The following is a 26,778-nucleotide window of genomic DNA, read 5'->3' as shown; positions in this document are numbered from 1 at the left end:
TAGGAGGAGACTAACTTGAAGCAGAGGATCGTCACAGGGGTTATTGCCGGACTTGTTTTCATCACGTTATTAGTGCTTGGTGGATACTGGTACGCTGGCTTAATCGTTCTGCTCTCGATTATAGGTTATCGGGAATATATACAAATGAATGGATTCACAACACATAAATTATCCTCTTTTACAGGTCTGGTCACTCTGCTGCTCCTAACCATTCCGTGGGAAATGCTGGGTGTCACACTTCCTGTCAATCCCATAACCATCATATGGCTTGCCATGTTTGTACTGCTTTTCATCACAGTCGCCTCCAAAAATTCGATAACAATCGATCAAGTTTCGATCATATTGCTGGGTGCTATTTACATAGGTATGGGATTTCATTATATGATCTCAACACGTATGCCCGAACATGGATTGTTTTGGACGGTATTGGTGTTTGTATGTATATGGGCAACGGACTCAGGCGCTTACTTTATCGGTTCAAAGATAGGCAAACGTCCGCTATGGCCTCAAATCAGCCCGAAAAAATCGATCGAGGGAGCGATAGGCGGCATTGTGATTTCGATGCTGGTTGCACTCGGTTTTGCCTGGTATGCGCCTGAACTGATTTCCTATGGGACGGCCATCGTGCTTGGTTTTGTTATCGCGATTGTCGGACAGATCGGTGATTTGATACAGTCCGCCTATAAGCGGGTAAAAGGAATTAAAGATACAGGGACGCTGCTTCCTGGACATGGTGGAGTTTTGGACCGAGTGGATAGCTGGCTAATCGTGTTTCCTTTTATTCACTGGCTAGGTATTCTTCCCCACTAACCGCAGATGTACGAGGTGGATTATGACAAAACGCATTGCGATTCTGGGCTCGACAGGGTCGATTGGTACACAAACGTTAGATGTTGTGGCTAACGCACCGGAACGTTTTCAAGTTGAAGCACTGTCCGGCGGTTATAACAGCAAATTGATTATCGAGCAAATCAAACAGTTCCGCCCCAAAATCGTATCCGTAGCAACTAAAGAATTAGCCGAAGAGGTTAAGCGGCAAGTATCCTCTGATACCCGCGTGCTATTTGGTGAAGAAGGGTTGATGGAGGTAGCCGCTTCGACCGATGCCGATATGGTGGTTACCGCGCTGGTAGGCAGTCAAGGCTTGAAACCGACGCTCGCGGCCATTGAGGCTGGAAAACATATCGGTCTGGCGAACAAAGAGACTCTTGTTAGCGCAGGCCATATCGTGACGAGTGCTGTTAAAAGCAAGGGAGTCGCGCTGCTGCCCATTGATAGTGAGCATTCAGCGATCTTTCAATGCTTAAACGGAGAGAACCGTCCGGAATTAGCGAAAATTACGATAACCGCTTCAGGAGGTTCCTTTCGGGATCGGACGCGCAAAGAACTCGAAGGGGTTACGGTCGAGCAAGCTTTGCAGCATCCGAATTGGTCCATGGGGGCCAAGATCACGATCGATTCTGCGACCATGGTGAATAAAGGGCTTGAAGTGATCGAAGCACATTGGTTGTTCGATCTTCCATACGATCAAATCGATGTCATCATTCACCCGGAAAGCGTTATTCATTCCTACGTTGAATTCGTTGATAACAGCGTCATCGCGCAGTTGGGCAATCCGGATATGCGCGTTCCGATTCAATATGCGCTGACGTATCCGCATCGAGTTTCAACCCCTACGAAACGTCTTGACTTGGCTGCGATTGGTAAGCTTCATTTTCGCGAAATGGATTTCGACAGATATCCATGCTTGCGCATGGCATACGAAAGCGGCAGACAGAGCGGTACAACACCGACCGTATTTAATGCTGCTAATGAAATTGCAGTTGCACGTTTCTTGCGGGGTGAAATAACATTTTTGCAAATTGAACATGTCATTGAAGCTGCCCTACAGAAACATGAGTCCTATGCTGATCCATCCCTTGACCTTATTCAAGAGCAAGATGCATGGGCAAGAGCTTTTGCAGCATCGATTCAATTTTAATGAAGGAAGGAGAGCTAAGGTCAGCATGTTTGGCACGGCTCTTTTTTCGATCAATCCGGCATATAGGCAGGGTCACTTAGAGTCTAAATAAAACTCCTTTATCGTATACTGTGCTAAAAGGGGATAGCTTGTATTCAGTCGTTCAATAATGGTAATCTAAAAGCAAGCAAGCCTTAAACAGCAAAACTCTAAGGAGGAAATACGACTTGTCAGCCATAGAAGTTGGATTGAAAGTTATTTTATTGTTTTTCGTTCTGGTGACGATTCATGAATGGGGTCATTTTTATTTTGCCAAGCGCGCAGGCATTCTTGTGAGGGAATTTGCCATCGGCTTCGGACCCAAGCTTTTTTCATATAAAAAAGGGGAGACCAGGTACACTCTGCGTATTTTGCCGATTGGCGGATTCGTGCGTATGGCCGGTGAAGACCCTGAGATCGTGCAAGTGAACCCAGGTCAAACGATTGCGGTTCAGCTCAACAATACGAATCAAGTTAACGCTATTTATTTGGATCAATTGGATCGGCGCTCTAATGTCATCATGGGGGTTGTTGAGCAAATTGATTTTGAGAGAAGCCTTAAAGTAACTTTGGACGTGGATGGAGAAACGGTTACCTATCCCATTGACCCCCAAGCTATGATGGTCGCCAAAGGGACGGAGACGCAAATTGCTCCTTATGATCGACAATTTGGCAGTAAATCTGTAGGTCAGCGTGCTCTTGCTATTGTCATGGGTCCAGTTATGAATTTTATTCTGGCGATTGTCTTATTCCTGATTGTCGTAATTATGTCAGGCGTGTTTACAAACGTAAAATTGGATTCGGTTATGGCAGGTAAAGCGGGTGAAAAAGCCGGTCTTCATAAGGGCGATATTATCATTTCTATTGATAATCAACCGATCGGCGATGATCGCGAAAAGCTGGTGACAGCCATTCAACAATCTGCCGGCAAACCAATGACATGGTTGGTCGATCGTGCGGGTAATCCAATCACGCTTCAAGTGACTCCAGAAATGGAAGCCGGTGCAGGTAAGCTTGGTGTTGTGATTTCGGGGGATCGAAGAAATGCCACATTTACCGAAGTGATGGAAGGCACATACGAGCAAGTAGTGGGGACCACGATTGGCATCGTGACGGGGTTGCAAAAGCTTGTCATGCTTCAATTCAAGCTGGATGACCTTGGAGGTCCTGTCCGGACTGCGCAAGTATCGGCGGAGTTCGCCAAGCTCGGCATGACGTATCTGATTTCATGGGCGGCTACGCTCAGTTTGTACCTCGGGATATTCAATCTATTACCGATCCCGGCTCTTGACGGCAGCCGTCTTCTCTTTATGGGACTGGAAGCTCTGCGCGGCAAGCCGATTGATCCGAATCGCGAGAGCATGGTTCATTTTATCGGCTTTGCGTTGTTAATGCTGCTCATGGTAGCGGTGACCTATAATGATATTTTACGGTTGATTAAAGGATAGTCATGGAGAGTTTATGCTTACGAAGTCAGTTTTGCAAAAGCAAAACTTTTAGGAGGCGCACATGTCGAACGATAAGCAGTTTGTTAAAGAAATTACACCTCAGGGAGAAGATTTCTCCCGTTGGTACATAGATGTTATTAAGAAAGCAGACTTGATGAGCTATTCGCCTGTCCGCGGTTGTATCGTTTTCAAGCCGGACGGTTATGAGATCTGGGAGAACATTCAGCGGGAGCTTGATACCCGTTTCAAGGAAACAGGTCACCGCAACGCGTATTTCCCGCTATTCATTCCCGAAAGCTTTTTCCAAAAGGAAAAAGAACACGTTGAAGGCTTCAATCCGGAATTGCCTTGGGTAACGGAAGCGGGCGGAGAGAAACTGGAAGAGCGTCTGGCGATTCGTCCAACTTCGGAGACAATGATCGGCCACATGTATTCCGAATGGATTAACTCTTACCGTGATCTGCCGCTCTTGATCAATCAGTGGGCCAACGTTGTTCGTTGGGAGAAGCGTACGCAACCATTCCTGCGCACAAGTGAATTTTTATGGCAGGAAGGTCATACCGCTCACGAGGATGAGCAAGATGCACGCCGCGAAACGATGCAAATGCTGGAAGTGTACCGTGATTTCGCAGAAAATTTCTTAGCGATTCCAGTCATCGTTGGTCAAAAGACACCATCTGAGAAATTCGCCGGTGCTGTCGATACGTTCTCGATCGAGGCGATGATGAAGGACGGCAAGGCGGTACAAGCAGGTACGTCCCATTATCTTGGCACTAATTTCGCTGTCGCATTTGATATCAAATATTTGGATCGCGAAAATCAACACCAATTCGCGCACACGACTTCATGGGGCGTCAGCACGCGTCTCATCGGCGCACTGATTATGGTTCACGGTGACGATCGCGGACTTGCGCTGCCTCCAAAGGTTGCACCAACGCAGGTTGTCATCATTCCAATCGGACCTCCGAAGACAAGAGAACAAGTGATTGGCCGCGTGGACGAGCTGTATGCGCAGCTTAAGAAAGCCGGCGTTCGTGTGAAGGTGGACGATCGCGCCGATCAAAGCCCAGGCTGGAAATTCAATGAATACGAGATGCGCGGCGTACCGATTCGTGTTGAATTAGGACCACGCGACATGGAGAATGGACAAGTCGTTCTCGTTTCCCGCGTCAGCGGCGAGAAAAAAATCGTGGCACAGGCGAACTTTGTCGAAGAAATTGAGAAATTGCTTGCTGAGATTCATCAGCAGATGTATGATAAAGCGAAGCAGTTCCGTGATGAGCATTACATTGCTGTGGATTCGCTTGATGAATTCAAGACGTTCCTCGAAGGCAAACGCGGGTTCGCACTTGCTGGCTGGTGCGGTTCGGACGCTTGCGAATCACATGTGAAGGAAGAGACGGGCGCAACAAGCAGGAATATTCCGTTCAATCCTTCGGAGACGAAGTCGACCTGCCTCGTTTGCGGCGAAGCAGCCAAACATACAGTCGTATTCGGAAGAAGCTATTAATAGAGTTGTTTAAAAGAAAACATAAGGGCAAACGGAATGCACCATCTCCTTTGCCCTTCGTATTTTTTGGGGAGGATGTTCATGAGTAATATGGCTGACAAACGGAATCGCTTTGAGCTTTTGATGCAGCAAGCAGAGATTCCGGCCGATATCGTTCGGTCATTTTTTGCGGAAGGGTACATCGATCAAGTAGAAATTAGCCGGAAAAACCGCGACTGGACCTTTTATTTGGTGAAAAATGAATTAGTGCCTCAGAACATATACCGCTCTTTTTGTAAAATGATTCAAGAAAAATTCGCGCATATTGCGAAAATTCGCTTCATTTGGCGGTTCGAGCAAGCGGAGCCGGCGGCGCTAGTCAACGAATATTGGAGTCTGTTCATGGAATGGTTGCAGCGTGAAGCTGCCTCCATCAACGGATGGATGGCCAAAGCGAGAATAGACGTACAAGGCCATTCATTGACGCTGATTATGCTGGATCAAATTGGCATGGATCTGGCGAAGAAGAAGAACATCGACATGTTCATCCGGAACTTTTATCATAACTTTTTTCAAGTGGAATTGTCCGTTAAATATGCCGTGAGCGACAGCACGGAGATTGAAGCCGAATACGAGAAGTTTGCGCAGCAAAGAGCTCAAGAAGAGCGAAGCGTGACGCAAGAGATCATGATGTCTATTGAACAGGAGGAGGAAGCTTCGGCTCTTCCGGAGGGAGAACTTAAGCTCGTCATTGGTTACGACATTAAGGAAGCGCCGACTCCGCTGAAGGATATCCAGGAAGAAGAGAAGAAAGTAACCGTTCAGGGCACGGTTTTCGGCCTCGACGTCAAAGAACTGAGAAACGGCAGCACGCTTTTCACGTTTAACCTGACGGATTTCTCAGATTCCATGTCCATGAAGGTGTTCGCCAAGACGAAAGACGATGTTAAAATTCTCAGTCTTTTATCGAACGGCACGTGGATTCGCGCGCGTGGCAAGGTAGAATACGACCGGTTTATGCAGATTCCTGAGCTCGTCATGATCCCGAACGATTTGTGCGAAGTGATGCCGCCCAAGGACCGCACGGATGATGCGGTAGAGAAGCGAGTCGAGTTTCACCTTCATACGTCGATGAGTACAATGGATGCACTCACGCCTGTTGACCAGTACATCAAAACAGCGGCCAAATGGGGCCATAAGGCGATCGCGATTACGGATCACAGCAACATCCAATGTTTCCCTGAGGCGGGTAAAGCGGGCAAGAAGCATGGAATTAAAGTCATCTATGGCTTGGAAGCAAATGTTGTGAATGACTCCGTTCCTATTGTTATGAATCCTCGAGATGTAGATTTGAAGACCGCCACTTACGTTATTTTCGACGTCGAGACTACAGGTCTATCTGTCACGAACAATAGAATTATAGAGCTTGCCGGTGTGAAAATGCAGGACGGTAAAGAGATCGATCGTTTTGCTACCTTTATTAACCCGCATGAGAAAATCCCTTACAACATCCAACAATTGACGAATATTAACGATGATATGGTCAAAGATGCGCCTGACATTGAACAGGAGCTGCCGAAATTCATCGATTTCGTCGGCGATGCGGTGCTCGTTGCTCATAATGCGCGATTCGATATGGGCTTCCTCCAGGCCAACTTGAAGCGCATGGGTTTGCCGGAGGTGACGAACTCTGCTCTCGATACTTTGGAGCTCGCGCGTTTCTTGTTTCCATCAATGAAAAATCATCGTTTGAATACATTATCGGATAAATTCAAAGTTAGTTTGGATAACCATCACCGGGCGATTGACGACTCGATTGCTTTGGGCTTTGTACTCTATCATTTAATTAATGAAGCTTATGACCGACAGATTTCGAATCTTGCTAGATTGAATGATTATGTGGGTAAAGATTTATCGAATCAGCGTCCATTTCACTGTTGTATTTACGCGCTCAATGCCATAGGCAAGAAGCATTTATTCAGACTTATTTCCTTATCGCATACGCAATATTTTCACCGGGTAGCTACGATACCGAAAAGTGTATTAGTTGAACATAGAGAAGGATTACTTGTGACGTCCGGCTGTGAAAAAGGCGAATTTTTCGAGGCGGTTCTTAACAAATCCGTAGAAGAAGCTGAACAAGTAGCCGAATTCTATGATGTGCTTGAAATCCAGCCCGTCAGTTATAATATGCATCTGGTGGACAAAGGTCTGGTAGGGAGTAAAGAGGATCTGGAAAATGCCGTTCGCCGAGTGTGCGAAATTGGCTACAAATCAGGTAAGCCAGTGATTGCAACCGGCAATGTGCATTACTTGCATCCGCGAGAAAAAGTTTGCAGGGATATTACCATCAACGGCATCACGGGCTTTAGCCCGCTCAAGGACATGAAGAAGCCGGATGCGCACTTCCGCACGACAAAGGAGATGTTAGAGGAGTTCAAATTCCTCGGCGAAGAAAAGGCGCAGGAAGTCGTCATCCGCAGCACCAACGAGCTTGCGGATCGTTTTGAAGAAATCCAGCTCTTCCCGGACAAGCTGTTTACCCCTATTATCGAGGGTGCGGACGAGGAGATTCGCAACACTTGTTATTCGACGGCCAAAGGGATGTACGGCGATGAACTGCCGGAAGTTATCGTTGCCCGGCTGGAGAAAGAGCTCGTGCCGATCATTAAATACGGTTTCTCGGCGAACTATTTGATTTCAGAGCGTCTGGTCAAGAAATCGAATGCAGACGGGTATCTGGTCGGCTCCCGGGGCTCCGTCGGATCATCTGTCGTTGCGATGATGTTAGGCATATCGGAAGTTAATCCGCTGCCGCCTCATTATTTATGCTACTCGTGCAAAACGAGCGAATGGTTCCTCGACGGCAGCGTGCCGAGCGGCTTCGACCTCCCGAACAAGATTTGCCCGAACTGCGGTGCGAATATGAAAGGCGACGGCCATGATATTCCGTTCGAAACGTTCCTCGGCTTTAAAGGGGATAAGGTTCCCGATATCGATTTGAACTTCTCGGGCGTATATCAGCCCGTAGCGCATAATTATACCAAGGTGCTGTTTAGTGAAAAATGCGTGTTCCGTGCGGGTACGATCGGTACGGTGGCAGAAAAGACGGCCTTCGGCTTCGTGAAGAAGTATGAGGAAGAACAGGGGCAGAAATGGCGGGGAGCCGAACTGAGTCGACTCGCCGCAGGCTGTACCGGCGTCAAACGGAGCACAGGGCAGCATCCCGGCGGTATTGTCGTTGTACCTGACTATATGGAAGTTGATGATATTACACCGGTCCAATATCCGGCCGATGACGTGAACGCGGAATGGAAGACGACGCATTTCGATTATCATGCCTTCGATGCGAACTTGCTGAAGCTCGATATTCTGGGCCATGACGATCCGACCATGATGCGAATGCTGCAAGATTTGACGGGGGTCGATCCAACGACGATTCCGATGAACGACCCGAAAGCGATGAGCATCTTCAGCTCCACAGACGCTCTTGGAGTAACTCCGGAGCAAATCCGTTCTCCTGTTGCCACTTATGGCGTTCCCGAGATGGGAACGAAATTCGTACGTCAGATGCTGCAGGAAACGCAGCCAAGCTCATTTGCCGATTTGCTGCAAATTTCCGGACTTTCACACGGTACCGGCGTTTGGCTCGGCAATGCGCAGGAGCTTATTAAAAAAGGGATATGCAACATTAAGACCGTTATCGGTTGTCGTGACGACATTATGCTTTACCTCATCTATAAAGCGGGAATGGATGCAGGTCTCGCCTTCAAAATAACGGAGAGCGTTCGTAAAGGTAAAGGACTTACAGACGAGTGGAAAGAAGAAATGAAACGCTGCAACGTGCCTGCCTGGTATATCGAATCGTGCGAACGCATCGAATACATGTTCCCTAAAGCGCATGCCGCCGCTTACGTTATTTCGGCTGTGCGTACAGCTTATTTCAAGGTTTATCATCCGATCGCTTACTATGCGACTTACTTCAGCGTTAGGGCGGCTGATTTCGATCTTGAGCTGCTGTGTCAAGGCTACGACGCGATCTTGAAACGACTGATTGAGATCGAAGAGAAGGGCTTCCAAGCTTTGCCAAAGGAAAAAGCGATGGTCTCCATTCTTGAGATGGCGCTCGAAATGACGTCGCGCGGTTTCAGCTTCAAGCCGATCGATCTGTACCGGTCCGACGCTACGAAGTTTATCATTGATGGCACAGCACTTATACCTCCGTTTGCCGCGATGCAGGGGATTGGCGAGAGTGCCGCCAAAAACATCGCCGCAGCGAAGGAAGACGGCGACTTCCTGTCCATCGAAGATTTCCAGAATCGTTCGAAAGCGTCGAAGACGGTCATCGAGCTTCTCTCATCGATGGGTTGTTTCCGCGGTTTGCCTGAATCGAATCAATTATCTTTATTCTAAGGCTTGCGGAGCAGGTTTTCTGCAAAAAACACTTCCTGTCAAGTGAAATTCATTAACAAGTTTGCTATTGTAAAGCTCTAAACGGTTATGGTATAATTTTTCTTGGCAATAATGAGGATATCATCTTGTGATTAAAGAGTGGGGAAACCCACTCTTTACATTTTGATATAGGACTTTTCGTTATTAGATGAAGTTTAAAAAGTCGACTTTTTAAACATGATTTTATAACGCGAAGTTCATTTTAGGAGGGTTAATCAATCCGTGGTTACTCAAGCACAAATCAAATCCGTCATTGAGGACATGCTAAAAGATTTCATCGAACAAAATGGATTTGAACTGGTAGATATTGAATACGTGAAAGAAGGCAGCAACTGGTTCCTTCGCGTCTATGCAGACAAAGAAGGCGGCATTGATATAGATGATTGCGGCCGCATCAGCGAATACTTGAGCGCTCAGCTCGATGAGAAGGACCCAATCCCAGACGCTTACTTCTTGGAAGTATCCTCTCCAGGAGCGGAACGTCCACTCAAAAAAGTGCAGGATTATCATAAAGCTGTGGGCAGTCACGTATTTGTTACCACTTACGAGCCGATTGACGGCTCCAAAGAGTTTGAAGGTAAGCTGCTTTCGTTTGACGGCGATGAGCTCGTTGTTGAAGTTGGTAAGAAGAAGATTACAATACCGTTTGCTAAAGTCGCCAGCGCGCGGTTGGCTATCGTATTTTAGCAATCGTTACTTATTGAAAGGGGGAACTCGGTTCAAATGAACATGGATTTTATCGAAGCGCTGTCGGAAATTGAACGTGAGAAAGGTATCTCCAAGGAGCTGCTGATCGATGCGATTGAGGCGGCGATGATTTCGAGTTATAAGCGGAATTTCAATACTGCACAGAACGTGCGCGTGGATATTAACCGTCAAACAGGACTTATCAAAGTATATGCCCGCAAAACGGTTACGGAAGATGTACTCGATCCGAGAATGGAGATTTCACTGCATGCAGCACGTGAAATCAATCCGAATTATCAATTAGATGATATCGTTGAGATTGAAGTAACGCCTCGTGATTTCGGTCGGATTGCAGCGCAAACGGCGAAACAAGTGGTGACCCAGCGCATTCGTGAAGCAGAGAGAGGTTTGATTTACAACGCTTTTATTGACAAGGAAGAGGATATCGTTACAGGTATTCTTCAACGTCAAGATCAGCGCAACATTTATGTGGATCTGGGCAAAGTCGAGGCGGTGCTTCCGCTTACTGAGTTGATGCCGACAGACAAATTCAAGCAGGGCGACCGCATTAAGGCGTATATCACGAAGGTGGAAAATACGACGAAAGGCCCGCAAATCATTCTTTCCAGAACGCATCCGGGCTTGTTGAAACGATTGTTCGAGCTTGAAGTTCCGGAGATTTTCGACGGCGTCGTAGAAATTCGTTCGGTTGCTCGCGAAGCGGGTTTCCGCTCCAAAATCGCCGTTCACTCCCGTAACGCCGAAGTCGATCCTGTCGGTTCCTGCGTAGGGCCTAAAGGTCTGCGCGTGCAAACGATCGTTGGCGAGCTTCGCGGTGAGAAAATCGATATCGTACGCTGGATGGAAAGCGTGGAAGAATACGTGGCGAATGCGCTCAGTCCTTCCAAAGTGCTTGAAGTGCAGGTGCATGAAAGCGAGAAAATGGCGCGCGTCATCGTGCCGGATTATCAACTTTCTCTTGCTATTGGCATCAAAGGCCAGAACGCGCGTTTGGCGGCGAAGCTGACCGGCTGGAAAATCGACATTAAAAGCGAGACACAGGCGGAGCAAGAATACGGCAGACCGAAAACGTATACGGAAGAAATGCATCAAGATTCCGTTAGCATTGACTAACGGGTAGTTGCCTGGAGCAAGGGGTGATCGGTATGAAGCAGAGAAAAATCCCTCTAAGAAAATGCGTGGCCTGCCAGGAGATGATGCCGAAGAGGGACTTGATCCGCGTCGTCAAAACGCCTGAGGACGAAATTCTCATCGATTTGAAAGGAAAGAAGTCCGGGCGCGGCGCCTACCTGTGCGGCAAAGTATCTTGTTTTAAGTTGGCCAAGAAGAGCAAGGCGCTGGATCGGGCGCTGAAGCATGCCGTTAGCGCTGATATTTATGATCAATTGGAGCAGGATTTCATTCGTGTTGAAGACGAGTTTCTCTCCTCAAAAGAGGAGGAACCCGGCGATGAAGAATAAATTTTTATCCCAATTGGGGTTGGCAATGCGGGCAGGTAAGCTGGTCTCAGGCGATGAAAGCGTCTTTAAAGCGATTCGTTCTGGCGAAGCGAAGCTTGTCATTATGGCGGAAGACGCTTCGGACAATACGCGTAAAAAATTTCAAGATAAATGCCAGTTTTATAAAGTCCCGCTTATGGAACTGGGTACGAAATACGAGCTGGGCGGCAGCATTGGCAAAGAGATGCGCGTCATCCTGGGCGTACTGGACGGAGGCTTCGCGCAGATGCTGCAGAAGTGTCAGGTAAATCCTGCGGAGGTGAAAACTATTGACTAATAAACAAGACAATAAAGATAAGACACGCGTTTACGAATACGCGAAATCGCTCAATATGAGCAGCAAAGAAATCATTACGATTCTCAAACGTCTAAATATTCCCGTTAACAACCATATGAGCGTGATGGAGAACGAAGCAGTAGATAGTGTTGAAAAGTTTTTTCGTGATATTAAAGCAAATGCGGCTGCCAAACGAGCAGCTACGGACGGAGGAAATGTGAGTTCATCTACGACGAATCAGAAACCTGCTACGCAGGCTCCAGCACAGGAGAATAAGGGTGCAGCAACGACGGCTTCGAAGCCGGTTGCCACTGAGCAAACGAATAGCGGTAACAATACGCCGCAGCAAAATCAATCATCTACACAAGGGCAATCCCAAGCACCTAGACGTTCGGATGATCAGTATGTAGCAAGCCGCCCGGCTCAGCCTGGGCGGGATCAACGCCCTAGTGGTCAAGGTCAAGGGCAGCGCCCGACCGGCCAAGGCCAGGGACAGCGTCCTGGCGGCCAAGGCCAGGGCCAGGGGCAACGATCCGGGTATCAAGGTCAAGGTCAACGCCCAAGCGGTCAAGGCCAAGGCCAAGGACAACGTACCGGCGATAGACCTCCTTACCGCTCGAATGACCAGCGTCCAGGCAATGCAGGCGGCGGCAACTATGGTAACCGTCCAGGCGGCCAAGGCTCCAGCCAAGGCCAGGGAGCAGGCGGCAGTAATCGCAGCAGCAACTATGCGGGCGCTCGTCCGAATCAAGGTGCCGGAAGCACAGGACCAAGTGGTCAAGGCCCTAGCAGCAACCGCCCGCAAGGCGGAACTCCAAACCGTGGCGGTGCGGGTCCTAACCGTCCTAACAGACCTTTCGACAACCGCAGCAACCAAAGTGGAAGACCGGTCATTCAAGAGGCGAAACCACAGTTCCACGTAGGAGCAACAGCAGCAGAGCTGGATGAAGCTGCAGCTAAAGCTGGCGTGAAAACAACGAAGAAAACGAAGCCTACCCCAAATCGTTTTGATGATAATAGATCGGGTGCAAAACGCGGTCCAGGCGGACAAAACCGCAATAATCAACGCGGCAACAATAGAGGCAGATTCCAGCAGGAAACGGTCAAGAAAGAAAAAATCGACAATACGCCTAAGAAAATCATCGTTCGCGGCACTATGACGGTCGGTGAAACGGCGAAATTGCTTCATAAGGATGCTTCCGAGGTTATTAAAAAGCTCTTGTTCCTTGGAACAATGGCTACTATTAACCAAGAGCTGGATTTGGATGCCATTCAATTGATCGCAACGGAATTCGGCGTCGAGGTTGAAGTGAAAATCAAAGTCGAAGAAGATAACTTTGAGACTTTTGAAGAAGTCGACGATGAGGCGGATCTGCTGGAACGTCCACCTGTTGTAACGATCATGGGTCACGTTGACCATGGTAAAACGACTCTGCTTGATGCCATTCGTTCGACGAATGTGACAGAAGGCGAAGCAGGCGGGATTACCCAGCACATCGGTGCTTATCAAGTTGAAGTCAATCAGAAGAAGATTACGTTCCTGGATACTCCAGGTCACGAAGCGTTCACGACAATGCGTGCCCGCGGCGCACAAGTAACGGATATAACGATTATCGTTGTTGCAGCAGATGACGGGGTTATGCCACAAACCGTGGAGGCTATCAGTCATGCGAAAGCCGCCGGTGTTCCGATCATCGTGGCTGTTAACAAAATCGATAAAGAGGGCGCAAACCCTGATCAAATCAAACAGGCGCTTACTGCTTACGAGCTTGTTCCCGAAGAGTGGGGCGGCGACACGATCTTCTGTGAGATCTCTGCAAAACAGCGCATCGGACTTGAGAATCTGCTTGAAATGATTCTTCTGGTTGCTGAAGTGCAAGAGTACAAAGCGAATCCGAACAAGCGTGCAAGAGGTACGGTCATCGAGGCTGAGCTGGATAAAGGCAGAGGTCCGGTAGCGAGAATTTTGATTCAACATGGAACACTGAAAGTTGGCGACAGCTTCGTTGCAGGCGTTCATTTCGGCCGTGTAAGAGCTATGGTGAATGATAAAGGTAAACGTCTGAAAGAAGCAGGTCCTTCGACCCCGGTTGAGATCACAGGTCTGACTGAAGTTCCTCAAGCAGGGGATCCGTTCCTGGCATATGAAGACGAGCGTAAAGCGAGAGACATTGCGGAACGCCGCGCTATAGCTCTGCGCCAATCCGAGATGACGGCAAACTCCCGCGTCACGTTGGATGATCTCTTTAAGCATATTAAAGACGGCGAAATCAAGGATCTGAATGTGATCATCAAAGGTGACGTTCAAGGTTCTGTAGAAGCACTGAAAAGCTCGTTGGAAAAAATCGAAGTGGAAGGCGTTCGCGTTAAAATCCTTCACAACGGCGTAGGAGCCATCACCGAGTCCGATATTATCCTTGCTTCGGCATCGAATGCGATTATTATCGGTTTCAACGTCCGTCCTGAGCCGGCAGCCAAATCGACTGCTGATCAAGAGAAAGTTGATATTCGTCTGCATAACATCATTTATAACGTCATTGAAGAAATCGAGCAGGCCATGAAAGGGATGCTGGATCCGGTCTTCAAAGAAGTTACACTTGGTCAAGCAGAAGTGCGTAACGTGTTCAAAATTACAGGCGCTGGAACCATTGCAGGTTGTATGGTCACATCCGGTAAAATTGCACGTAATGCTCAATTGCGCTTGATCCGCGGCGGCATCGTGGTGCATGAAGGCAAGATCGATTCCCTGAAAAGATTCAAGGATGATGCAAAAGAAGTTGCTCAAGGCTACGAATGTGGTATATCTCTGGAGCGTTATCATGATATTAAAGAAGGGGACATTATTGAAGCCTTCATCATGGAGTCCGTTGAGAGGTGATGACTTATGGCTAGAGTTCGCGTAGGGCGAGTCGGCGAGCAGATCAAGAAAGAGCTTAGCCAAATCGTACAATCCGAATTAAAAGATCCGCGCATTGGCTTCTTAACCGTTACCGGCGTTGAAGTAACGAACGATTTATCTCTGGCTCGCGTTTACCTAAGCGTAATGGGAACCGAGGAAGAGAAGGCAGCGACACTTAAGGCGCTGTCTACCGGAACGGGGTACATTCGTTCGGAATTAGGCAAACGAATTCGTTTGCGTAAAATTCCGGATCTGCAGTTCAAGTTCGATGCTTCCATCGATTATGGAAGCCGTATTGATAACTTGCTGCACCAGCTCAATCAGGAAGGAAATCAAAACGTATGAAGAATGGAATGAACCATGCACCCGAATACGTGCAGCAGCTCGAAGCCGCTGCGAAGTTTATCGAGCAGCATGATGATTTCCTGGTGGTATCCCATATCCAGCCGGATGGGGATGCCGCCAGTTCTACGTATGCGACAGGCTGGATATTGAAGCAGCTTGGAAAATCGTTCACCATGATCAATGAGGGCGCTATGCCCTCCAAATTTTCCTATTTATGGGGAAGTGATCAAGTGATTGATTTCAGCAAGGAATCTTCGCAAAGGCTTTACCAATCGATCATAAGTGTGGATTGTGCTGATTTTTCCAGAATGGGTAAGATCAGCACTCTTTTTGATGAGCAAGTCCAATTGCTCAATATTGATCATCATCCCACAAACGATAGGTTCGGTTCCTGCCATCTGATTAAGCACGATGCCGCGGCAACGGTGCAGATTTTATATGATTTGGTCATACATATGAACTTGGTGCCAACTTTAGAGGTTGGTGATTGCTTTTATACGGGACTGTTGACGGATACCGGTGGATTCCGTTACTCCAATACGACTCCTGAAGTCATGCGAATTGGTGCAAGTTTATTAGAACTCGGCGTTCAAGGTTCGGTCATCGCGGAGCACGTGCTGGAGCGGCTGACCTATTCACAGACGGTACTGCTGCAAAGAGCGCTTTCCACGCTCTCTTTTGCCCATGACCGTAAGCTTGCCTGGCTTGCAGTTTCTTTAGCAGATTTAGAGATTACAGGGGCTTCCAGTGATGACTTGGACGGCCTTGTCAATTATCCGCGTAATGTAGAGGGTGTCGAGGTTGGCATCCTGTTTAAGGAAAAAGCGCGCGGCGTCATTAAGGTAAGCCTTCGTTCAGCTGGCAGAGTGGACGTCGCTCAGATCGCCCAATCTTTAGGTGGCGGCGGTCACGTTCGCGCATCAGGCTGTACCATCCATGGTACGCTGGATGAAGCAATAGCGAGAATGGTTCAGGAAGTAGGGACAGAACTGATATGACGCTAGAAGGTGTTTTGCCTGTTTGGAAGCCTGCAGGGTTTACTTCTCACGATGTTGTAGCCAAAGTAAGGCGAATACTCGGTATCAAGAGAATTGGTCATACTGGAACGCTGGACCCGCAAGTAACCGGGGTTTTACCGCTTTGTATCGGACGAGCAACCCGAATGGTTGAATACATTCAAGAGCTTCCTAAACAATATGAAGCCGTACTTCGGATTGGGCTTTCTACGGATACTGAGGACATGACAGGAGCAATTCTGGAGGAAGTAGAGCAGGTCAGTCTCACCGAGAATCAGATCCGCGTGACGCTAGCATCCTTTCTCGGCGAAATCGAGCAGGTGCCGCCCATGTTCTCAGCAGTCAAGGTTGATGGGAAGCGCCTGTATGAGTTGGCACGGGAAGGCAAAGAGGTTGAGCGGAAATCGCGGAAAGTCACCATTCATGACCTTGAGATACTCGGGATGAACTTACAAGAGCAGCATCCTGAAATCCATATCCGAGTTTCCTGCTCCAAAGGAACATACATCCGTACCTTATGCGTGGATATTGGTAAAGCTCTCGGCTATCCCGCCGTTATGAAAAGCTTGATTCGCACCTCGACAGGGAGCCTTCGCAAAGAGCAGTGTCTGACTTTTGAACAGATCGAGCAGCTCAAAGCGGACGGTTCGCTGCAAGCGCACCTGATACCAATGGATAAAGCGATTGCGCATATCCCATCGATCCGGCTAACCGCGGAAGAAGCGGTTCATGCGTTGCAGGGCAAGAAAATTACCATGAGTCCGGAGCGAGCTGCGGGGGCGGATGCATCACCATCGATATTCCGGGCTTACTCTCCGGATGAACGGTTTCTTGGTATTTTTGAATGGAAAAGTGTAAGCCAAAGCCTAATCCCGGCCAAAGTATTCGTTTAAGATGTAATTTGAAAAGCCCGCTTACGCTCCGTTCCTCCTTCTCCGGGATACATCCAACCTTCTCGGTTCTGAAAGCGGACTTTTCAAATCTTTATTATATGTAGAATTATAGCTGGCCGGACAGGTTGAAATGGGTAGGTGAAATGAACTTATATGCAAATAATCCCGCTATCGTATCCGATGGATTTGGAGTCAGCCCCCATTTATGTGGGGAAGCAGGTCGTGGCGATTGGTGACTTTGATGGTGTTCACCTGGGACATCGGGAAGTCATTGGTCGTGCGATACAGACCGCTGAGCGTCTTCGTCTTCCTGCTGCGATTATGACGTTTCATCCGCATCCTAGAGCTGTAATGGGGCAGGACAAGTATACAGAACTCTTGACCCCAATGAAGAAGAAGATGGAACTGTTCGCTTCCCTTGGTGTAAATCATGTTTACATTGTGACTTTTGATGCCTCATTGATGAGACTTTCACCGGAGCAGTTTGTCGATCAAGTGCTGCACCGATTGGGCGTCGATAGTGTCATTTGCGGTTTTGACTTTACATTTGGCTATCAAGGCAAAGGAACCCCGGATTCGCTCTGCGAGCTGAGTCACGGCAAATTTTCCGTTGAAGTGGTGAGACCTTTTCATATGGACGGGGAAAAAGTAAGCAGTACCTTAATTCGCGAGTCCTTGCAGCATGGGGATATCGAAACAGTGACCCGACTGCTCGGACGTCCGTACAGTATGAGCGGCATTGTCGTAGATGGGGCGAAGCGGGGGCGCACGTTTGGCTTTCCGACAGCTAATATTCAATTGGACGAGCCCTATGTTGTTCCAGTTAATGGTGTGTATGCGATTAAAGCTTCTGTGAATGGTGTAAGCTATAAAGGCGTCATGAATATCGGCGTTAAGCCGACAGTTGCAACCGGAGAGTTGAAACAATCGCTGGAAGCCCATCTTTTTGATTTCTCCGATCAAATTTATGGAGAGCACATTACGGTTGATTTGATTGCTTATCTTCGGGCTGAACAAAAGTTTGCTTCGATTGACGAGCTCATAGCTCAAATCAAGCAGGACGCCGAAACGGCAAAAGCAAGATTATGAGCAGCTTGTCTAAAGCAAGCATTTACTTCTGCCTATTGATTATGTTATACTGAGTAACGTTGTCAAAAGGAACCTTTTCTTTTTGCGCTGAACCTTAGCTTGGAACCCCGCTATCACCGGCGTGATCTCGGCTACAGGGGATATTATGGAACAGGAGGTGAACAAGGATGGCATTAACACAAGAACGCAAAACACAACTGATTGCAACTCACAAGGTACATGATACCGATACGGGTTCTCCGGAAGTACAAGTAGCTATCCTTACGGAAAACATTGTCAACCTGACAAATCATTTGCGGACACACAAGAAAGATCATCATTCCCGCCGTGGTTTGCTTAAAATGGTTGGACAACGCCGTAAGCTGCTGGCATACCTGAAGAACAAAGATGTGAGCCGTTACAGTGCTTTGATTGAAAAGCTTGGTTTGCGTCGATAAAACCGACAATGAGAAGCAACCTGTTGCTCCTTTGCTGGGCTTGATAAGCTAAAGCGAAGAGCGGCAACCAGGTTGCTTTTTCTTGTATTTTTAAAACCGTAAAAGAAGGAAATACTAGGTATTACGCAGAAATAGAGGTAATGCCCGGCTCTAGGTAACATTTGGCATACATACAGAGCTTGACAAGCAGAAGCTGATGCTTACATTCATATTTCTGCGCATTGCATAACCATTTCACACTTGAAAGTAACGCTCTAAGCTAATGATGCAAGTTTCTAACAAAAGCTCAGAGTAAGTTTACGAAGAAAGTTTTGCTAAAGCAAAACTCTAAGGAGGATACTATGGAGAAAAGGGTACAGATGGACCTTGGCGGCAGACCGTTCATACTTGAAACGGGCCGACTTGCCAAACAGGCCAATGCAGCTGTTACCGCACGTTATGGCGATACGGTTGTACTTTGTACAGTTACGGCATCCAGCGAGCCAAAGGATCTGGATTTCTTCCCGCTAACTGTGAACTATGAAGAAAGATTATATTCCGTTGGTAAAATTCCGGGAGGATTTATCAAACGTGAAGGGCGTCCAAGCGAAAAAGCGATTCTGGCTAGCCGTCTGACAGACCGTCCGATTCGTCCGCTGTTCCCGGAAGGTTTCCGTAACGATGTGCAAATCGTTTCGATCGTGATGAGCGTTGACCAGGAATGCTCTCCGGAAATTGCAGCTATGATCGGTACTTCCGCAGCATTAGCGATTTCCGACGTTCCTTTTAACGGTCCGATCGGCGGCGTTATTGTAGGACGTGTCGATGGTCAATTCGTGATCAATCCAACGACTGAGCAAGCCGAGAAAAGCGACATTCATCTGGTGGTTGCAGGAACGAAAGACGCGATCATGATGGTTGAAGCGGGCGCAAACGAAGTGCCTGAGGAAGTTATGCTCGAAGCGATTATGTTCGGTCATGATGAAATCCGCAAAATCGTATCCGTGATTGAAGACCTGGTACATCAAGCCGGCAAACCGAAAATGGAAGTGAAACTTCACGCTGTTGATGCTGCAATTAGCCAAGCTGTCCGCGAGTTCGCACAAGCAAGATTGGTGGAAGCGATCAAAATTCCTGAGAAACACGCTCGCCAAGATGCGATTGATGTTGTTAACGCTGAAGCTGTAGAACATTTCACAGCAGTTTACACAGAAACACCGGATGCGATGGATGACGTCAAAGAAACGTTGTATGACATCGTAAAAGAAGAAGTTCGCCGCCTGATCACGCACGATAAAGTAAGACCTGACGGCCGTAAGCTGGAAGAAATTCGCCCAATCGAGTGCGATATCACGCTGCTGCCGCGTACACACGGTTCCGGATTGTTCACACGTGGACAAACCCAGGCGCTTAGCGTTTGTACATTAGGTGCGCTTGGCGATGTACAGATCCTTGATGGACTTGATCTGACAGAAACCAAACGTTTCATGCATCATTACAACTTCCCGCCGTTCTCCGTTGGTGAAGCAAGACCGCTTCGTCCCCCAGGCCGCCGCGAAATCGGACATGGTGCATTAGGTGAGAGAGCCTTAGAGCCAATCATTCCTAACGAGATAGACTTCCCGTACACAATTCGTCTTGTGTCTGAGGTGCTTGAATCCAATGGTTCGACTTCACAAGCAAGTATTTGCGCAAGTACACTCGCTCTGATGGATGCAGGCGTACCGATCAAAGCCCCGGTAGCGGGTATTGCCATGGGTCTGATCAAAGACGGCGATCATTTCTCGATTCTTTCTGATATTCAGGGGATGGAAGATCACCTTGGCGACATGGATTTCAAAGTAGCAGGCACGGCCAAAGGCGTAACAGCACTGCAAATGGATATCAAAATCGATGGAATCGACCGCAGCATCCTGCAGCAATCTTTGGAACAGGCCAAAGAAGGCCGTATGCACATCCTGAATAAAATGCTTTCCCGCATCGATGAGCCTAAGAAAGCTCTATCGCCATACGCGCCAAAAATTCTTACCATGCAAATCAATCCGGACAAAATCCGTGACGTTATCGGAGCTGGCGGTAAAATCATTAATAAAATTATTGAAGAAACCGGCGTAAAAATCGATATCGAGCAGGATGGCCGCGTATTCATTGCCTCTTCGAACCAAGAGATGAATGAGAAAGCACGGTCCATCATCGAAGGTATCGTGCGCGAAGTTGTTGTAGGTGAAACGTACCTCGGAACGGTAAAACGTGTCGAGAAGTTCGGTGCATTCGTGGAAATTCTTCCTGGTAAAGAAGGTCTGGTTCACATTTCACAGCTTTCCACTGAGCGCGTTGCGAAAGTAGAAGATGTAGTGAATGTCGGCGATCAAATTACCGTTAAAGTAACCGAAATCGATCAGCAGGGCAGAGTCAATCTATCCCGCAAAGCAACACTAACTCCGCAAGTCCCGGCTCAAACCTAAAGCCGCGTGACTTGCGCAGTCACAACTTCATATTTAACGGATAAAGAGTCAGATCAATCTGTCTCTTTTTTGCATTTCAAAAGGTTTGGACTTGCCGTTCTAATCTTGTCCTCCTCCGCATAATATCTGGACATAAGGAAAGCTTATGTTTACGATGCAAGTTTTGCTTTAGCAAAACTTAGGTTTATGCTTACGATGCCAGTTTTTCTGACGAAAAACTTTTAGGAGGACCGTTTATGCTTGACAAGAAATGGCTGCTGCTTGGAAGTTTTTTTGCTATAGTGCTGCTTTTACTCCAGGCTATCCCCGGCATTGGATCGTATATTAACGCTGTTAAAGCCGGATATATGCCTTTTATAACCGTGAACGACGTAGACAAGCAGGAAGCGGTGCCCGCGATGGCTGCGGCACGATCGGATGAGAGCGGTAAGGTCAGTCGAAGCCATTTGCTCGATATGATTCAAGCCGAGGCGGCCAAACGTAAAATAGCTCCCATTAACGCCAAGATGGATCCCGTTTGGAAAGCAATTCCCGGGTATAACGGCTTAGAAGTGGATATCGAGGAAACACTGAAACTGGCCGAGCACCATTTGACGCCGGGCAAAATTCATTATGTCATGAAAGAAACATCACCGGCCATTCAATTGGACGATCTGGGCCCGAGCCCGATTTATAAAGGAAACCCCAAGAAGCCCATGGTGTCATTAATGATCAATGTAGCCTGGGGGAATGAATATCTGCCTCATATCCTAGAGACACTTCGTAAAGAACATGTACATGCCACATTTTTCTTTGACGGTTCATGGTTAAAGAAAAATATCGAAACCGCCAAAAAAATCCAGAGCGAGGGTCACGAACTGTCCAATCATGCCTACTCTCACAAAGATATGAGAAGTATTAGTCGAAGCAAAGCCGTAGAGGAGATATCCAAAACCGAGGATCTGCTCAAGCAGCAATTAGGTGTAACCAATACTTTGTTCGCACCGCCTTCGGGCTATTTTAAAGAGGAAACCGTTCAAGTAGCCTCCGAGTTTAGGCTGAAAACGGTCCTTTGGACGTTCGATACGCTCGATTGGAAAAATCCCGGTGCTGACCGGATCATACAGCGGCTTTCCAAAAGCGTAGAACCAGGTTCGCTCATTCTCATGCATCCTACGTCATCTTCTAGCCAAGCGATTGAAGGTATGATCCGTATTATTAAGAATAAAGGTTTAACTCTAGGGACGGTCAGCGAACTCTTATCCCCGAATCGTGTTCCGGAATCTGGTTCGATTATGCAGTAAGTTGAGTCAAAGGCACATTTTTGTTAGACTAGGTAAGTATGAAATGGGGAATACGATTAGGTGCTACATTTTGAGGAGGAACCTTGGTGATCAAATACCGCTTACATAATGGCTTGCGAGTCGTCATGGAACAAATTCCGACATGCCGTTCCGTATCGTTCGGAATCTGGGTGAAGACAGGCTCACGTAACGAGAAACAGGAAAACAACGGAATCTCGCATTTTATTGAACATATGCTTTTCAAAGGAACGGAGCGTCACTCCGCTAAAGATATCGCCGAAATTTTCGACGGTATCGGCGGTAATGTGAATGCTTTTACCTCCAAAGAGTATACGTGCTATTATGCCAAGGTGCTTGATGAGCATTTGCCGCTGGCGATGGATGTGCTGGCGGACATGTTTTTCAATTCGACCTTTGACGAGGGTGAGCTGGAGAAAGAGAAGAACGTTATTTTTGAAGAAATTTCGATGTACGAAGATACGCCGGACGATCTGGTGCATGACTTGGTGGCTAAAGCGGCTTACGGTTCGCATGCGCTCGGTTATACCATTTTGGGAACGCAGGATAATTTGTCCGGTATGAGGCCTGATGATTTGCGCAATTATATGAAGCATTTCTACAATGCTGAAAATACAGTGCTCAGCATCGCGGGCAATATCGATGACAATGTTAGGGAATTAATTGAGCAGCATTTTGGCAGCTTCGTTCAATCCGGGGTCGAAACGGATTACGATGCTCCCGATTTCCTTGGGGATCTCATCTTCCATGCCAAGAAAACGGAACAAAATCACATTTGCCTATCCCTTCCCGGACTTTCGCTGCAAGAGGAGAATCTGTATCCGATGGTGCTCTTGAACAATGCGATCGGTGGCGGCATGAGTTCGAGACTTTTCCAAGAGATTCGGGAAAAAAGAGGACTCGCTTACTCCGTGTATTCCTACCACTCCTCGCATATCGACAGCGGGATGTTCACGATTTATACCGGAACAGCGCCTAAACAGACGGAAGAAGTACTGAAGGTGACACTTGAGCTGCTTCACGACATTGCGGTCAAAGGCATGACGGAGGGCGAGCTGAAAAAAGGCAAGGAACAACTGAAGGGCAGCTTGATTCTTAGTCTGGAAAGCACGGGCAGCCGTATGAACCGGTTGGGTAAAAATGAGCTGATGACCGGCAAACATTACAGCTTGGATGAAATGATCGAGCGAATTGAAAGTGTACAGATGGAACATGTGCGTGAGCTTACCAAGACACTCTTCTCGGCGCCGTTTGCCCTATCCATGGTCGGCCATTCCGACGAAGTACTTCAAGGATTCAGGAGGGATCAACTTGTCACTCCATAATTACGAAGTGCAAATCAAACGCATGTCCGGCCAGGAGGACATCCTCCTGCCGCAAAAAATGTCCGCAGCTGCCAGCGGCTTCGACCTTCACGCTGCCGTCAGCGAGCCGGTCGTACTGCAGCCGGGCGAACGTCAGCTGATTCCGACCGGCTTTGCGCTCAGCATGCCTCCGGAGCTGGAAGCGCAGATCCGCCCGCGAAGCGGCTTAGCGTACAAACACGGCATCACGACGCTGAATTCCCCGGGTACGATCGACGCCGATTACCGCGGCGAGGTGAAAGTGCTGCTGATCAATCATGGCCAGGAGCCGTTTACGATCCAGCGCAACGAACGCATTGCGCAGATGGTGTTCCAGCACGTCCCGCAGATTCAGCTTAACGAGGTAGTTGAGCTCACGGAGACCGAACGCGGCACAGGCGGTTTTGGTCATACAGGCCGATAAGCGCGTTGGCATTATGTTTTATAGACCAAGCTCTTTCCTTCGGGAAGGAGCTTTTTTTGTTTGTTGCGGGAGAAGTCACCCATCCTTAGGCGAACGCATACTATAACGTATCGAAACGGACCGAGAAAGGGGTGTAAGCGAGAATGCTTACTGGGATTTCGGTTGCTTTCATGGGCGGCGACGCCCGGCAGCTTGAAGTAATTCAGAAATTTACCGAGCTCGATGCCACAGTAACGTTAATTGGTTTTGATAATTTGGGCCGCCAGTTTAGCGGCGTAACCAATGCGAAGCTCCAACCGGCACTTCTTCAAACGATTGATGCGTTGATATTACCTGCCGTTGGTACGGATGATTCGGGACAAGTGGACTCGATCTTTTCCAGCGAGGAGATGATTTTGACAGAGGATCATATCTCTTCGCTGCCTAAACATGCCAAGGTATATACGGGAATGGCCAAGAACTACCTCAAAAAACTTTGTGTTGCTCAAGGGATAGAGGTTGTTGAATTGTTTGATCGGGATGATGTTGCGATTTATAACTCCATTCCGACTGCCGAGGGTGCACTCATGATGGCGATCCAGAATACGGATATTACGATTCATGGATCGGTGTGCATGGTATTAGGTTTTGGTCGAACGGGGTTCACAATGGCAAAAACACTGCAAGGACTAGGGGCGACAGTGAAGGTTGGCGTGAGGAAGCCCGAGCATTTTGCAAGAGCGTGGGAGATGGGTTTCCAGCCATTCTATACGAAAGACTTGTACCCGGAAGTGGGGAATATTGACTTGCTTTTTAACACAATTCCGACTATGATAGTCACAGCGCAAGTTATTACCAATATCCCACATCGCGCGCTCATCATCGATTTGGCCTCCAAACCCGGCGGAACGGACTTCCGGTTTGCCGAAAGAAGAGGTATCAGAGCGATGCTCGCGCCCGGACTGCCTGGCATCGTCGCACCCAAAACAGCTGGCCGAATTATGGCGAACACGCTTACTCAGCTGATTGAGGAAGACTTCAAAGACAGGAGCGATGTGGAATGAATTGGCAAGGGAAAACAGTCGGTTATGCACTAACCGGCTCTCATTGTACGCTGGAAGAAGTCATGCCGCAGATTAAGAGATTTGTAGATGCAGGTGCACGTGTCATTCCGATTGTATCGAACTCGATTATAACGACCGATACCCGATTCGGCAAATCTGCGGATTGGCAGCAGCAGTTGAAGGATATAACAGGCAGCGATATTATTTCTACTATTGTAGATGCAGAACCATTAGGTCCATCCAAACTGCTCGATGTCATGGTCATTGCGCCATGTACCGGAAACACAACCAGCAAGCTTGCGAATGCAATGACAGAAAGTCCCGTACTTATGGCAGCAAAAGCGCAAATGAGAAACCAGCGTCCGCTCGTTTTGGCCATTTCCACCAATGATGGACTCGGCCTCAATGCGATGAATATCGCGAAACTTCTTATTACCAAAAACATTTATTTTGTACCATTCGGTCAAGATGCGCCTGGAATAAAGCCTAATTCATTGGTTGCCAGAATGGATTTGATCAAGGAAGCATGCGAAGCGGCCCTTGAAGGAAAACAACTGCAGCCTATGATCATTGAGAGATTTCAATACTAATTCATATAAAACATGACGCAGGGGAGAGGACAGGACATGTCGAACCAAAAACTTTTTAATGTTGCAGTAGTCGGCGCTACAGGTGCCGTAGGAGAACAAATCATTCGTCTACTTGAAGAACGGAATTTCCCCATTAAGGAACTGAAACTGTTATCTTCCGCTCGCTCTGCCGGCGTTAAGCTTGCATTCAAAGGTCAAGAAATCACCGTACAAGAAGCGACGCCTGAAAGCTTCCAGGGCGTCGAAATTGCTTTGTTCAGCGCTGGAGGAGACGTCTCTAAGGCGCTGGCTCCGCATGCGGTTAAAGCCGGAACGATCTGTATCGATAATACGAGCGCTTATCGTATGGATCCGGAAACTCCGCTTGTTGTTCCTGAAGTGAACGTTGATAAAATCAACGAGCACAAAGGGATTATCGCGAACCCGAACTGCTCCACCATTCAAATGGTTGCAGCGTTGAAGCCGCTGTATGACCGTTTTGGAATTTCCAAAATCATCGTTTCAACTTATCAAGCCGTATCTGGTGCGGGCGCCAAAGCGATTAACGAAATGTTGAGACAGTCTAAAGAAGTTCTTGAGGGCAGAGAATCGAATCCGGATATTTTACCGGTTGGCTCCTTGCCTGTAAAGCATCAGATCGCGTTCAATGCGATTCCGCAAATCGACAAATTCCACGAGAATGGCTTCACAAATGAAGAAATGAAAATGATTCTTGAAACGAAAAAAATTATGGGCGATGAGTCCATTGATGTTACTGCGACTTGTGTACGCATTCCGGTTGTTTATGGACATTCCGAATCCGTCTATGTTGAATTGAAAGAGGATTTTGATATTGAAGAAGTGAAAACTTTGATTGCTAACGCACCTGGTATTGTTCTGGTCGATAATCCGGCTGAACAGCAATATCCGCTTGCTACAGACGCAGCCGGTAAACTGGAAACATTCGTTGGTCGCGTTCGTCGCGATTTGAGCAACCCAAGAGCGCTTAACATGTGGATTGTTTCTGACAATCTGCTCAAAGGCGCTGCTTGGAATGCAGTACAAATTGCTGAATATATTGCTATTGAACAATAGTCAGCACC

Annotated in this window: 22 protein-coding genes; all 22 read left to right on the top strand. The window is 47.8% G+C overall.

The features are described 5' to 3' along the window. The first annotated feature begins 15 nt into the window (after window positions 1-15). The 22 genes from ICC18_RS09335 (at window position 16) to ICC18_RS09230 (ending at window position 26,770) form a co-directional block, all read left to right on the top strand. Complete coding sequence (locus ICC18_RS09335) at window positions 16-810, top strand: phosphatidate cytidylyltransferase (RefSeq protein ID WP_188174132.1); 795 nt, start codon at window positions 16-18, stop codon at window positions 808-810. A 22-nt stretch (window positions 811-832) separates the two neighbouring features. Next, window positions 833-1,981 carry a 1-deoxy-D-xylulose-5-phosphate reductoisomerase gene (locus ICC18_RS09330; RefSeq protein WP_188174131.1) on the top strand — a complete coding sequence of 383 codons (1,149 nt, stop codon included), beginning with the start codon at window positions 833-835 and terminating at the stop codon, window positions 1,979-1,981. Window positions 1,982-2,187: 206 nt separating this feature from the next. Further along, on the top strand, window positions 2,188-3,447 hold the full coding sequence (gene rseP / locus ICC18_RS09325; RefSeq protein ID WP_188174130.1) for an RIP metalloprotease RseP: 1,260 nt from the start codon (window positions 2,188-2,190) through the stop codon (window positions 3,445-3,447). A gap of 61 nt (window positions 3,448-3,508) precedes the next feature. After that, entirely contained in the window at window positions 3,509-4,957 is a 1,449-nt protein-coding gene (gene proS / locus ICC18_RS09320) for a proline--tRNA ligase (RefSeq protein WP_188174129.1), read from the top strand. 81 nt (window positions 4,958-5,038) lie between these two features. Beyond that, window positions 5,039-9,349: a PolC-type DNA polymerase III gene (locus ICC18_RS09315; RefSeq protein WP_188174128.1), complete on the top strand. Its 4,311-nt coding sequence runs from the start codon at window positions 5,039-5,041 to the stop codon at window positions 9,347-9,349. Between the two features lie 261 nt (window positions 9,350-9,610). Next, window positions 9,611-10,075, top strand: coding sequence for a ribosome maturation factor RimP (rimP, locus tag ICC18_RS09310; protein ID WP_312029504.1), 465 nt, complete (start codon window positions 9,611-9,613; stop codon window positions 10,073-10,075). Between the two features lie 36 nt (window positions 10,076-10,111). Continuing rightward, the gene (gene nusA, locus ICC18_RS09305) at window positions 10,112-11,209 is read left to right on the top strand and encodes a transcription termination factor NusA (RefSeq protein ID WP_188174127.1); all 1,098 of its coding nucleotides are present in this window, start codon (window positions 10,112-10,114) and stop codon (window positions 11,207-11,209) included. A 32-nt stretch (window positions 11,210-11,241) separates the two neighbouring features. Further along, the gene (gene rnpM / locus ICC18_RS09300) at window positions 11,242-11,556 is read left to right on the top strand and encodes an RNase P modulator RnpM (RefSeq protein ID WP_188174126.1); all 315 of its coding nucleotides are present in this window, start codon (window positions 11,242-11,244) and stop codon (window positions 11,554-11,556) included. Then, window positions 11,546-11,872, top strand: coding sequence for a YlxQ family RNA-binding protein (locus tag ICC18_RS09295; RefSeq protein WP_188174125.1), 327 nt, complete (start codon window positions 11,546-11,548; stop codon window positions 11,870-11,872). The genes rnpM and ICC18_RS09295 overlap by 11 nt, the downstream gene beginning before the upstream one ends. Continuing rightward, complete coding sequence (infB, locus tag ICC18_RS09290) at window positions 11,865-14,750, top strand: translation initiation factor IF-2 (RefSeq protein WP_188174124.1); 2,886 nt, start codon at window positions 11,865-11,867, stop codon at window positions 14,748-14,750. Before ICC18_RS09295 ends, infB begins: the two co-directional genes overlap by 8 nt. Window positions 14,751-14,756: 6 nt before the next feature. Then, window positions 14,757-15,116 carry a 30S ribosome-binding factor RbfA gene (gene rbfA, locus ICC18_RS09285; RefSeq protein WP_188174123.1) on the top strand — a complete coding sequence of 120 codons (360 nt, stop codon included), beginning with the start codon at window positions 14,757-14,759 and terminating at the stop codon, window positions 15,114-15,116. Then, entirely contained in the window at window positions 15,113-16,114 is a 1,002-nt protein-coding gene (locus ICC18_RS09280; RefSeq protein WP_223192460.1) for a DHH family phosphoesterase, read from the top strand. The genes rbfA and ICC18_RS09280 overlap by 4 nt, the downstream gene beginning before the upstream one ends. Then, entirely contained in the window at window positions 16,111-17,025 is a 915-nt protein-coding gene (gene truB / locus ICC18_RS09275) for a tRNA pseudouridine(55) synthase TruB (RefSeq protein WP_188174122.1), read from the top strand. The genes ICC18_RS09280 and truB overlap by 4 nt, the downstream gene beginning before the upstream one ends. A gap of 153 nt (window positions 17,026-17,178) precedes the next feature. Further along, on the top strand, window positions 17,179-18,114 hold the full coding sequence (locus ICC18_RS09270) for a bifunctional riboflavin kinase/FAD synthetase (protein ID WP_188174121.1): 936 nt from the start codon (window positions 17,179-17,181) through the stop codon (window positions 18,112-18,114). 167 nt (window positions 18,115-18,281) lie between these two features. Next, complete coding sequence (gene rpsO, locus ICC18_RS09265; RefSeq protein WP_188174120.1) at window positions 18,282-18,551, top strand: 30S ribosomal protein S15; 270 nt, start codon at window positions 18,282-18,284, stop codon at window positions 18,549-18,551. Window positions 18,552-18,892: 341 nt separating this feature from the next. Next, window positions 18,893-20,995, top strand: a complete 2,103-nt coding sequence (pnp, locus tag ICC18_RS09260; protein WP_188174119.1) for a polyribonucleotide nucleotidyltransferase — start codon at window positions 18,893-18,895, stop codon at window positions 20,993-20,995. Window positions 20,996-21,231: 236 nt separating this feature from the next. Beyond that, complete coding sequence (locus ICC18_RS09255; RefSeq protein WP_188174118.1) at window positions 21,232-22,278, top strand: polysaccharide deacetylase family protein; 1,047 nt, start codon at window positions 21,232-21,234, stop codon at window positions 22,276-22,278. A gap of 86 nt (window positions 22,279-22,364) precedes the next feature. After that, on the top strand, window positions 22,365-23,621 hold the full coding sequence (locus tag ICC18_RS09250; RefSeq protein ID WP_188174117.1) for a M16 family metallopeptidase: 1,257 nt from the start codon (window positions 22,365-22,367) through the stop codon (window positions 23,619-23,621). Beyond that, window positions 23,608-24,063 (top strand): dUTP diphosphatase, encoded by a 456-nt coding sequence (gene dut, locus ICC18_RS09245; RefSeq protein WP_223192459.1) that lies wholly within the window; start codon window positions 23,608-23,610, stop codon window positions 24,061-24,063. The genes ICC18_RS09250 and dut overlap by 14 nt, the downstream gene beginning before the upstream one ends. 143 nt (window positions 24,064-24,206) lie before the next feature. Next, window positions 24,207-25,106, top strand: a complete 900-nt coding sequence (gene dpsA, locus ICC18_RS09240; RefSeq protein ID WP_188174115.1) for a dipicolinate synthase subunit DpsA — start codon at window positions 24,207-24,209, stop codon at window positions 25,104-25,106. After that, window positions 25,103-25,696: a dipicolinate synthase subunit B gene (locus ICC18_RS09235; RefSeq protein WP_188174114.1), complete on the top strand. Its 594-nt coding sequence runs from the start codon at window positions 25,103-25,105 to the stop codon at window positions 25,694-25,696. The genes dpsA and ICC18_RS09235 overlap by 4 nt, the downstream gene beginning before the upstream one ends. 36 nt (window positions 25,697-25,732) lie before the next feature. Next, window positions 25,733-26,770, top strand: a complete 1,038-nt coding sequence (locus ICC18_RS09230; RefSeq protein WP_188174113.1) for an aspartate-semialdehyde dehydrogenase — start codon at window positions 25,733-25,735, stop codon at window positions 26,768-26,770. Window positions 26,771-26,778 lie beyond the last annotated feature (8 nt).

Source organism: Paenibacillus sedimenti (assembly GCF_014534655.1).
Lineage (GTDB): Bacteria > Bacillota > Bacilli > Paenibacillales > NBRC-103111 > Paenibacillus_E > Paenibacillus_E sedimenti.
This window is presented reverse-complemented; position numbering and strand designations above follow the sequence as displayed.